The organism is Priestia sp. SRI_019, from assembly GCF_057586255.1.
On sequence record NZ_JBYCZN010000010.1, the window covers coordinates 47669 to 58325 of the forward strand.

14 protein-coding genes are annotated in these 10657 nt (G+C 31.0%); 7 read left to right on the forward strand and 7 right to left on the reverse strand.

The genetic code is table 11. From position 1 onward, the window contains the following. Nucleotides 1–411: 411 nt before the first annotated feature. A complete protein-coding gene (locus AC2YJL_RS26020; protein WP_487375067.1) occupies nt 412–684 on the forward strand; it encodes an AbrB/MazE/SpoVT family DNA-binding domain-containing protein in 273 nt (90 codons plus the stop codon). Nucleotides 685–1266: 582 nt separating this feature from the next. Then, the gene (locus AC2YJL_RS26025; protein WP_487375068.1) at nt 1267–1659 is read left to right on the forward strand and encodes a UPF0715 family protein; all 393 of its coding nucleotides are present in this window, start codon (nt 1267–1269) and stop codon (nt 1657–1659) included. 122 nt (nt 1660–1781) lie between these two features. On the opposite strand, the gene AC2YJL_RS26030 is transcribed toward AC2YJL_RS26025, so the two are convergent. The 4 genes from AC2YJL_RS26030 to AC2YJL_RS26045 all read right to left on the reverse strand — a co-directional run bounded on the left by AC2YJL_RS26030 (nt 1782) and on the right by AC2YJL_RS26045 (nt 4118). Then, nucleotides 1782–2336, reverse strand: coding sequence for a helix-turn-helix domain-containing protein (locus tag AC2YJL_RS26030; protein ID WP_487375069.1), 555 nt, complete (start codon nt 2334–2336; stop codon nt 1782–1784). 148 nt (nt 2337–2484) lie between these two features. Next, nucleotides 2485–2778, reverse strand: a complete 294-nt coding sequence (locus tag AC2YJL_RS26035) for a hypothetical protein (protein ID WP_377253892.1) — start codon at nt 2776–2778, stop codon at nt 2485–2487. A 143-nt stretch (nt 2779–2921) separates the two neighbouring features. Then, nucleotides 2922–3371: a GNAT family N-acetyltransferase gene (locus tag AC2YJL_RS26040; protein ID WP_487375070.1), complete on the reverse strand. Its 450-nt coding sequence runs from the start codon at nt 3369–3371 to the stop codon at nt 2922–2924. 225 nt (nt 3372–3596) lie between these two features. Beyond that, the gene (locus AC2YJL_RS26045; protein WP_487375071.1) at nt 3597–4118 is read right to left on the reverse strand and encodes a GrpB family protein; all 522 of its coding nucleotides are present in this window, start codon (nt 4116–4118) and stop codon (nt 3597–3599) included. A gap of 192 nt (nt 4119–4310) precedes the next feature. Between AC2YJL_RS26045 and AC2YJL_RS26050 the strand changes: the two genes are divergently transcribed. Further along, the gene (locus tag AC2YJL_RS26050; RefSeq protein ID WP_487375072.1) at nt 4311–4565 is read left to right on the forward strand and encodes a hypothetical protein; all 255 of its coding nucleotides are present in this window, start codon (nt 4311–4313) and stop codon (nt 4563–4565) included. Nucleotides 4566–4768: 203 nt separating this feature from the next. Then, complete coding sequence (locus AC2YJL_RS26055) at nt 4769–5401, forward strand: esterase/lipase family protein (protein ID WP_195694697.1); 633 nt, start codon at nt 4769–4771, stop codon at nt 5399–5401. 506 nt (nt 5402–5907) lie between these two features. On the opposite strand, the gene AC2YJL_RS26060 is transcribed toward AC2YJL_RS26055, so the two are convergent. After that, nucleotides 5908–6141 (reverse strand): hypothetical protein, encoded by a 234-nt coding sequence (locus AC2YJL_RS26060; protein WP_230932865.1) that lies wholly within the window; start codon nt 6139–6141, stop codon nt 5908–5910. A 299-nt stretch (nt 6142–6440) separates the two neighbouring features. On the opposite strand from AC2YJL_RS26060, the gene AC2YJL_RS26065 reads away from it, so the two are divergent. The 3 genes from AC2YJL_RS26065 (at nt 6441) to AC2YJL_RS26075 (ending at nt 9436) form a co-directional block, all read left to right on the forward strand. Then, complete coding sequence (locus AC2YJL_RS26065) at nt 6441–7334, forward strand: EamA family transporter (RefSeq protein WP_487375073.1); 894 nt, start codon at nt 6441–6443, stop codon at nt 7332–7334. A gap of 209 nt (nt 7335–7543) precedes the next feature. Continuing rightward, on the forward strand, nt 7544–8968 hold the full coding sequence (locus AC2YJL_RS26070; RefSeq protein ID WP_487375074.1) for a spore germination protein: 1425 nt from the start codon (nt 7544–7546) through the stop codon (nt 8966–8968). A gap of 249 nt (nt 8969–9217) precedes the next feature. Further along, nucleotides 9218–9436 carry a hypothetical protein gene (locus tag AC2YJL_RS26075; protein ID WP_487375075.1) on the forward strand — a complete coding sequence of 73 codons (219 nt, stop codon included), beginning with the start codon at nt 9218–9220 and terminating at the stop codon, nt 9434–9436. A 106-nt stretch (nt 9437–9542) separates the two neighbouring features. On the opposite strand, the gene AC2YJL_RS26080 is transcribed toward AC2YJL_RS26075, so the two are convergent. Further along, nucleotides 9543–9776, reverse strand: coding sequence for a hypothetical protein (locus tag AC2YJL_RS26080; RefSeq protein WP_098334663.1), 234 nt, complete (start codon nt 9774–9776; stop codon nt 9543–9545). Between the two features lie 466 nt (nt 9777–10242). Continuing rightward, entirely contained in the window at nt 10243–10539 is a 297-nt protein-coding gene (locus AC2YJL_RS26085) for a hypothetical protein (RefSeq protein WP_487375076.1), read from the reverse strand. Nucleotides 10540–10657 lie beyond the last annotated feature (118 nt).

A 10657-nucleotide genomic window follows, 5' to 3' on the forward strand; every position in this document is an offset into this window, starting at 1 on the left:
ACTCTTACGAACGTTTTTAATTAATATACGTAAATGATAAAACCTTTTATGAAAATAAGTTTTATCATTTACCTATCTTTTAGAAAAACTCACAATTTGTCGTCACTTAGTGTAAATGATAAAACTAATAATTTTCATAAAATGTTTTACTATTTACTTATATGCTAAAGTTAGTTTTATAAAGGTTATGTATAACTTGAATAAGTTATATTTCTAATCACTAAATTAGTTTAAACTAATTTAGTGATTTAACAATTTACTTTATAATTCTTCCATGCAATCTTTCTTCCTAACTTTATGGTACTGAAATATCTTCCTTCACCTAAGATGTAATATATTACTAATGAAAACAATAAAAAGCATATTGTACACTTAATGGGTATGTAAGTAATATTTTATGGAGGTTTTAAATTGAAAGCTACTGGCATCGTTAGGAAACTAGACAACCTGGGAAGAGTAGTCTTACCCATTGAACTAAGAAGAACATTAAATATTAAAAAGAACGAACCTGTTGGAATTTTTGTAGATAATGAGAACATTGTGTTGAAGAAATATTCACCTAATTTAGCCTGTAAAGTGACAGGTGAAGTTTCCGAAGATAATCTAATCTTTGCAAAAGGAAAAGTAATTCTAAGCCGTGAGGGAGTAAAGCAACTACTTAGAGAGTTAGAAGTAAAGTTATAACTCAAATATGAAGAAGGAGAGCAGACGCAGACTCTTTTCGACTTTTATACCTTGTCTCTTAATTAAAATGTCTGTCCAATCTGCATAAAGACAGCACCTAAATAATTAGGTGCTGTCTTTATGTAAAAAAGGATTTCTGAATCTTCAATCAACTAGTTTTATATTACCGGAAACTGATATAAGCAAGCTATAACTTTGTTATAATGTCTGACACAAATAATCTAATGTTATTTTTCCTTTTTTAGTTAACATAAAACTAATTACAGCAAAAAAGGTCCTTGTCGAAGGATATGTCTGTTATGATAAAAATATAATCTTCTCTAAAGGATGAAGTCCATGAAGGAGTTTTTATCTAGCTTTTTACTTATAACAAGTTGGCTCATATTTGCTATAAGTGCCTATTTGTTCATTATTGTTTTAATCGCACCGTTCTATGCATTTATTCCTTTTTGTAAAGTAGCAGGTGCTGGATTAGTTTGTTTTTATTTATCAAAAAAGCTCAATAAAAAACCTAAAGTTAACTAACTTTAATCTTTATATAATATACATCCGTAGAATAGACAAGAGGGGTGTGTTCAGTCAGTGACATTTAAAGAACTTTTACCATATCATGCGTTAACAGTTATCAGCTCTAGCGTCTCTTATTCCATATTTCTTATGATCATTGAGCCTAGTTATAGAGATGTTATTGCATTTTTTATGATCTCACTTATTCTAATCATTCCTTATTCTGTTGCAGCCGTACCACTGCAGCTATTTCTAAATAAATGGCCTAAGAAGTTTAGTATTCTCTACTTATGTACCTATTCTGTCGTAGCAACCCTATTCCTTTATATCTCTTATAAGCTTCAAGGAAATTGGTCTGATCCAATATGGGACTATCGTAAAATGCTTATATTTGCAGTAGGTGCAGCCATCATATACTGGTTTTGGGATTCCGTTATCATGAACAAGAAAGAATATCCTTATTATTAAAATTCAAGTCTATGTTAGCCAATCTACATAAAACGGATTGTAAGAAGCATCTAAAAATAAACGCACCCGCCTAAATGAAAGGTGAGTGCGTTTATTTAATCTAATCATTCCTGATTTAATATTTATGCTTTTAATTGTTTAATACCTTCTTTTACGTTCCATACAATAACACCAAACGTAATTAGAAAGATTACAATTGTACAGCCACTAACTAATACAGAATTAGGTGTCTTTGTTCCAGCTAATTTAGCAGATATGTAATAACCGATTGCTATAACAATAAGGGCTAAAGTCGGTATTAAATGAGATATAAATGCTCTCTTTCCATGCTTCTTCATTTCCTTATAACCAAATATCAGTGTAATAAGTGGAAAAACAAGTGGAGCGAAAAACAAACTAAAATAGTTTAATGCCGATAAAAGACTACGATTAGAGAACATACCCGTTCCTCCTTTCACTTTGATCTTACCTTGTAAAGAACGATCTCCCTTTATTAACTCATCAAGACTAATTTCAAATAGTTCACTTAGCATTATTAGGTTTTGAATGTCAGGGTATCCTTTTCCACTTTCCCATTTATAAATTGCTTGTCTAGTCACATTCATTTTTTGACCTAACTGCTCTTGTGAAAGATTTTCGTTTTTACGTATCTTTCTAATCTGTTCAGCAAGTTTCATCTTAGCTGCCTCCTTCATAATTAGTGTATGGTTTTAATCAATATAAAGCGATAAACCCTTGGTATACACATGACAACGCTTAGTTTACATTAAAAAAAGCCCACTTTTCATTGAGTAATTTTGGGTGAAATAAAAAGCAAACCTTTAATTAAAGATCTGCTTCTTTTCTTTGCTCTTTTTTCTTGAAAATACCAATCAATAACACTATAAGTCCTATTACGAAAATTACGGGAAAGATATACCACATTATTAAGGCTGCCCATCCGTTTTCTGCAATAACTGCGTATGTTAAACCAATTGCAAAAGATAAAAATGGTGCAATGGTCAACATTAGCGCTATTCCCCAAACAATGTATTTTCTTTTTTTCGTTTTTCCCTTGCTTAGTTGATAAGCTATCATCGCTCCTATGATGGCAATTCCATAACCTACTACAAATGGCATTCTATCATTCCTCTCTATTTAATTCCTATAATTTCATAATATTGGTAATTAGAGCACAATGAAGATTATTACTGGTTTAGAGTTATTATTGTATTTCTTATACATAATTAGTTATCATAATGGATGTTCTCGGTACTAATACCTTATAGATTTAGAGAATGCGTTGATTTTGAAACACTATTATCTTTTATAAATCCTAACGAAGTGTAGAACTTATTGGCATGTTCTGTGTCTGTGTAGAGAACTATAATCTCATAGTGCTCGCTAGCATCCTTTAATATCCTTGTTACTAAGCTTCTACCAATACCTTTTCTTCGATAGTCTTTAGAAACATAAAATCTTCGCAAACGCCCAATTCGTTCATTTGTTGAGAAAGGATCTTTATTAATTCCACCAATAGCAATTACTGAACCTTCTTGATTAAATACACCATATAAGAATTCTCCTGGCTTACTGAAGGTGTTGGTTCCATTTTTATAATCATTGATTAATCTCTCTAGAAAAAGAAAACCTTCCTTTTTACTTTCTATAATTAGGTTCGCTAAATCAATGTTTAACAAGTCTTTTACTCGCCTTAGTTCAAATTGCTTCATAGCTTTTCCCTCCTAATTGATGGTATGTAAGAGTGCTATTCTAATTACCATAATTACAGTTATTAAAAATAAATAACAGATTACAAGTATAGGTATCTATAATGTTGGACAGACTATTAAAGTATTCCCCCTATTCCAATAAATTTGAAAAACCTTTGCCTCTATGGGCAAAGGTTTCTTTTTTATCAAGTGCAATTTGTTACAAGTGATTTTATGTAATACGCATTATAAATTATTCTTATCATTTTCAGCTTTTTTAATAGTGTCTGTTATGAACGGTGCCTTTGCTTCTGTGTATGCCATCCTATCAAAAGGATGTTTTTCAGCCAAGCTCCTTTTCAACTGTTGATACTCTTGAAGTGCCAAGGGATGTGTTCTCAGGTAGTCTCGAAATAAAAGATTACTAGTCCATTCCTTACTTCCATATTTATATACATGCAAATGATGAGTTCCTGCCCGCCATAATCCTTTTCTGAAAAATCTTCTATTAGGAAACTGTGCATGAGATATATGTTCATATCCTATATCTTTTAAAGGTTCGATAAACTTCTCTACATCTTTTAGATGTTGAACACCAATCATTATATCTATTATTTCTTTAGCTCCTAATCCTTTGACAGATGTACTTCCCACATGTTCAATAGCAATAGCTTTATCTTTCATAATAGCTTTTAAATGGCGTTTTTCTTCTTCATATTTAACTATCCAGTTAGGATTGTAATCCTCAATTATAATAGGTTTACCCATATTCCTCACTCCATTTTACTCTTTCGTTTAAGTATAATACCAATATAAATCAAATGGAGCTAGTTAACACAAAACTGCTTATCCGTATTTAAGATTTTCTTGTTCAAATATGTATTTTCTGGTAACATCAGGATCGTTAAGAATACTTATTTAGGACTCATATAAACTATTAAGCAAGCGAGGCATAACACATTGAGAAAACATTTTAGTAAAATTTCATTTGCTTTTTTAATTTTGACTTTTGGCTTTTATTTCATGGTTCCTACAAATAATAATTACTCATCAACAATTATTAATACATGGTTATTGATTGGATTAGCTTTGACATTAATTTTTGCATTTTTAAGTCCTAAAAATGCATGGAAAAAGATCGTACTAACCGTTATTGCAATAGCAATTGTAATCTTTTTATTTATTGCTATCGCATTTGGAATATCAGGTTTATAAAAAATGCAGCTGTTATTTACATAATCAACATTATAAGCACTAATTTATTTCTGAGTATCTTAATAGGTCATATGATAAACAAGTAATAGATATTAAATCTATATAACTTTAAATTCCTTATAAGTATATGTTTACCATATTAGATTTTTTATATATAATTTATACATGTTGTTAATTACATATTCTTGAAGAGGAGATAAAAAATGAAGAAAATACTTATTACATCAATTTTTGCCTTATCCCTAATCTTATCAGCTTTAGGATTTCAACCCTCGAGTGCAAAGGCCCAATCAGAACACAATCCTGTCGTTCTAGTTCATGGAATCAGTGGTGCATCTTATAATTTCATCCCTATTAAAAACTATCTAATTACTCAAGGATGGGATCGTAGTAATCTTTATGCTATTGATTTTTTAGATAAGACAGGAAACAATTTTAATAATGGACCTCAACTTGCTCGATACATTGACCAAGTGTTGAAAGAGACAGGAGCTAAGAAGGTAGATATCGTTGCTCATAGTATGGGGGGAGCGAACACGCTATACTATATTAAATATTTAGGAGGAGGAAATAAGATTGAAAATGTCGTGACGTTAGGAGGAGCAAATGGTTTAGTCTCGTCTACAGCACTCCCAGGTACAGACCCTAATCAAAAAATTCTTTATACATCTATCTACAGCATCAATGATCAAATTGTTGTGAATAGTCTCTCTAGGTTGCAAGGAGCAAGAAATATTCAACTTTACGGCATTGGACATATTGGATTGCTTTCAAATAGTCAGGTCAATGCATACATAAAAGAAGGACTAAATGGCGGGGGCCAAAATACAAACTAATTATTTTTAGATATGTAAGATACCCAAAGTTATTTACCATAATCAAAATTCTAGGAAACAAATAAAGAAAGCAGCCAATATAAAATTAGCTGCTTTCTTTATTTGTAGGTTTAGTTTTCATAAAAATTCCTGCTAATGCAATGAAAATAGCAGATACAAGTAATGCAGTTAACCCCTGCTTTAAAATAAAGCTAAAGACTATTACAGAAATTAAACTTAACAAAAACATTGATTTGACTAACATATTTCTCTTATTCATTTATAATCATCTCAATTCTTCGTACGGATAACATATAAAATTATTGGCGTTGCTCTCTTTGTCCAACGATCCAAGCTAAAACTAAAATAGAAGCTGTTACTACTAAAGCTGTAAACATAACTATATTCACCTCTTATTCCTTATAATTACATTTTAACACATTATAAAGAGGGAGAAATAAATGAATACGATACACAAAGCTAGTTAACATAATACCTCTTTATCGGTAGATAAAAGAAGCAGACCTTTAATTAAAGATCTGCTTCTTTACCTTAGCAAAAACTAAATATGTTCCCAATATAAGCACAATACCCAAACCGATAAAACTTAACCAATACACCCAAGGGTAACTATATGAAACTGTCGTAACTCCCGTGTTTCGATCTACTATGGTAGTCGTACTAGGAGTATAAATTGTATTAATAGTTAAGTACGTTAATAAAGCTTGAGCAATAAGAAATACACCTATTGCACGTTTCATAACCTTGCCTCCAAACTCATACATGTTTCTATGTACAGTTTAACATAAAGAGACTTAATTAATTGTTAGTTACCATAAAACGAATTACCGGAAATTATCGTTCTTCCATCGTCGTCTCTAAATTTCAGCTTGATACTTAGGAGTGGGAATTCTATAATATAAATTAATAAAATAACTAAAAGCTGTAAAAGTCTGTTTACAGCAGGTGGATTTTTCGTTTGAATTTATTCTTTTACTTTTCGCCACCCATCTCATATTTGAGATGGGTGGCTTTATTGTGTTTTATGGAGGAATTAACAATGAAAATTTTGAACTATGCTTTACTTGTTTTTCTTGGTGGTTGTTCTTATGGAGTCGTATCAACGTTTGTTAAATTAGGGTACAGTGAGGGATTTAGACTAAGTGAAGTAACAGGAAGTCAATATTTTTTTGGTGCTATCATGTTGTGGACTATTACAATCTTTGTTCCAAAAGAACGTTTGAAATGTAAACAATGGCTTACTTTAGCCATAGGAGGCATGCCGATGGGACTAACTGGTATTTTTTACAATCAAGCACTTAGTTATATTAATGCCTCATTTGCTATCATTCTTCTACTGCAATTTACATGGATAAGTATGGTTTTGCAATATGTCTTTACTAAGGAAGCACCAAGTCGAAAAAGCAGCATCTCAACAATAATTATTCTTCTCGGTTCTGTCCTTGCTTCTGGCTTTTGGCAAACGGGCATCATTTTTTCTTTTGCTGGAATCAGTTGGGGGATGCTTGCTGCTGTCTCCTTTGCTTTCTTTATTTTTATAAGTGGGAACACAAATATACCTGTGCATCCTATTTATAAAAGCGCTATTATGACAACCGGAGCGTCATTGCTTATATTTATTTCGTTACCACCAGTATTTCTTATAAACAGTGCGCTTACAGATGGACTATTCATGTATGGTCTTCTTACTGGATTCTTCGGTTCACTTGTTCCACCTATTTTATTTAATATAGGCATGCCTAAAGTAGGTGGAAGGTTAGGCACCATTCTAAGTGCATCAGAGTTACCAACGGCCGTAATTATGTCTACACTTGTTCTCCACGAAACCGTCACCTTCCTGCAATGGATTGGTGTGATCATCATTCTAGGTGGAATTGCGTATCCAAACGTTCAGAATCATAAGACTACTCGTTTAATAAAGAAAAACGTATAACATGTATACTTACTATTTCTATAATTGAAAAGTTACCCTGCCAAACAATCTATTTTGGCAAAGGGTAGTTTTTCTACTTAATGATATATAATATTCCATTCTAGTTCATATTAGGTAAGGGCTTTATTTTCTTAACGATTATATACACCGCATAATAATGGTTAAATATGCACAAATTAAACAATAAAACTAATTTAAAGGTGAATATAATGTCTTCTTCATTAAATAAACCTTCTCAAAATATTTCAAAGAGAATTGAAAGACAATTTCAAATCACAAGCGATTTTGAGAAAAGGACCATTTTAAAAGATAAAATTACAATATTTTATTTAAATACAATTGTAGATAAAGACCAGATACAAAAATATATTATTGAACCTTTACAGCAAACATGGGAAACGGTTAATGAAGATAATCCATCTATCCAGCAAATAAAGACTATTGTTAATTCTGCTTCTCTGAAAGAAACTCAGTCAGTTGAAGAGATTCAAAATGCTTTGGTTAAAGGAAATACCTTTCTTCTTATAGAGGGAGAAACAAGTGGATTGCTGATACCTACAACTAAATGGATAGAGCGAGGGTTAGAAGAAACATTAGGAGAACGAGCGATAAGAGGACCAGCAGTAGGTTTCACAGAAAATCTAACTACCAATATAAATATAATACGACGTATTATTCAGACACCACAGTTAATCATTGATACAAAGCCATATGGCACACATTTAAAAACAGATATATCTATCATTTATATGAAACACTTGGTGGATCAATCTATTTTACAAGAAGTACAGCATCGAATCTCTAAGATAGATGTAGACTACATACTAGCTTCAAGAATAGTCGAAGATGCTATTGAAGGAAAACCTAAAACTTTTGTTAACCTAGTTATGACAAAAGAGCGTGTGGACACAACGACTTCAGCTCTCTTAGAAGGTAAAGTAATTGTATTAGTAGACGGATCCCCTTATTCGATTATAGCCCCGAGTTTATTTGTCGATTTTTTTCAATCTGCAGATGACTTTCATTTAAAAACTGGACGTTTGGTCAATCGATCTATTCGATATTTTGGCTTTATCGGTTCGATTCTTATTCCCGGCATTTATGTTGGTCTAGAAAAATTCCATAGTGATACATACAGTAAAAAAATCCAAAAAGATCTATTTAATCATGGAGAATTATTACCTACGTTTTGGGAAATAGCCATTTTACTTATTTTATTTCGCATATTAATTGATATAGGCACACGTGCTCCCAAAGGAACGGTTATCATCATCACTTTGTTAGCGACTATTGTTATTGGTGAAATGTCTGTTTCAGCTAAACTTATCCATCCTGCAAGCCTAGTAGTAACAGGACTGAGTGTGTATCTATCTACTTTAGTTATTTATCGAGGACAAACTGGAATAGGTTCATTAAGATTTTTATATTTTTTCACTTGCTATTACTTTGATTTGCCAAGTATTATGCTTGTTTCAACTATTGTTATTCTATATCTTGTACAGTTAAAATCAGTAGGTGTACCATATTTATCACCCCTTATTCCATTTAGATGTAATGAATTTCAAGATATATTCTTTCGTGGAAATTTACGTAAACTCCAAAGAAAGTCTCATGAATTTCCAAAGGTTGAATAAATAAAACATAAACTTTTAAAGTTTTGTATAAACTATCCAAGACGCCTTGAGGCATCCTAGAATGATCCTTCAATCCTTACGAAGACAGAAAAAGTTACTGATCCCTGTTCAGTAACTTTTTCTCTTTTTAAGCTGTATACACTATGTAAAGTTAATTTACATAGTGTAACTTATCGGAAAATCTAATAGAAATACATTTTTTTCTTTTTATGGTAATATAAATAGTGAAAATGTATAGGAGGATTTACATTGATAAAAAATTTACCCTTACTAATTTCCATTTTAATAATAGGAGTTAGTTCTTCTACGATAAGTATGAATGGACATTTACCTACGTTCTTTGAATGGACATTACCAATTATGAGTATTATTTTAAATATCATCTCAGTTATAGGACTATCTTTACACGTATTTGTATATAAGCCTATGAAAAAAGCAGAAGATAACCTTAATGGAGCTATTAAGTAAGAATGAAAAAGAGCTATAGTTAGCTCTTTTTTCATTCTTATAATATATACGATATAAAGAACTAGTTAACATAACCGGTATTATCGGTAGAAATAAAAACAGACCTTTAGTTAAAGATCTGTTTTTTTTCTTTAGCGAAAACTAGATACGTTCCCACTATAAGCATAATGCCCGAAGCTATACAAATTAACCAGTACATTAAAGGGTAACTATATGAAACTGTCATAACCCCAGTATCTCTATGTAATGTTTTAACGATAAACGGAGTATACATCATTTTAATAGTTAAGTACGTTAATAAAGCTTGAGCAATAAGAAATATCCCTATTGCACGTTTCACGGCTTTGCCTCCAAACTCATACATGTTTCTATGTACACTCTAACATAAATAGCCTTACTTATTAATATTAGTTACCATAATGTGAGCTCTAGGAAGAGTTAGCTATTCAAAATACTAATTTTTACTTGTGAGCCTTTTGAATATGTTAAAAAACGGTAATACACCTAATAAAAGGTGTGATTTTTATCAAGTTTTTACGTATTACCCTAATCGCTGCTGTACTCTCTTTTATTGGTATTATATTTAGAATAATTTATGGTCAAATAATTGGAGACAAAGATATTCAAATAGAAAGTCTTATTGGACTTTTCATTGGTTTCTTTATTTCAATTTTTATAATTTACTATTTTAGAGATTATCGTAAAAAAAACAAATAACTATACAAAATAAAGCTCAAAATGCTTCGCCTATGCTATTCATTTCTAGTCAACATAATCAACATTCTCGGCACAAAAAAGAGGAGAGCTTAAGCTTTCCTCTTTTTTGTATTTTGGAAGATAAAACTAGCTATAAATAAAATTCCAAACACTATGGTCAAAATAAAGATCACAGGATCTCCAGCTAGGTTTGCTTCATCTACAATTATTCCTTGTTGAAATAATAGCATTGCTCCAATTATTACAAAGAAGAAAGAATTGAATAATATGTAACTATTAGCTTTGATTTTATTGCTTAAAAAAACTACATATACAAAATTACATACTAAAAAGATAGTTATCAAATAATAAACCGGTCTAAAGAGTGTAAAGGTTTCCCCAAGCATTTATATAGTCCTCTCTTTTTGTTATTTCAATTTCTTTAAATCAATATATTTCCATTTTATCAAATAATTGAGTTTCTTTCACCTTGTATACCATATACAACTTTAGTTAACATAATGT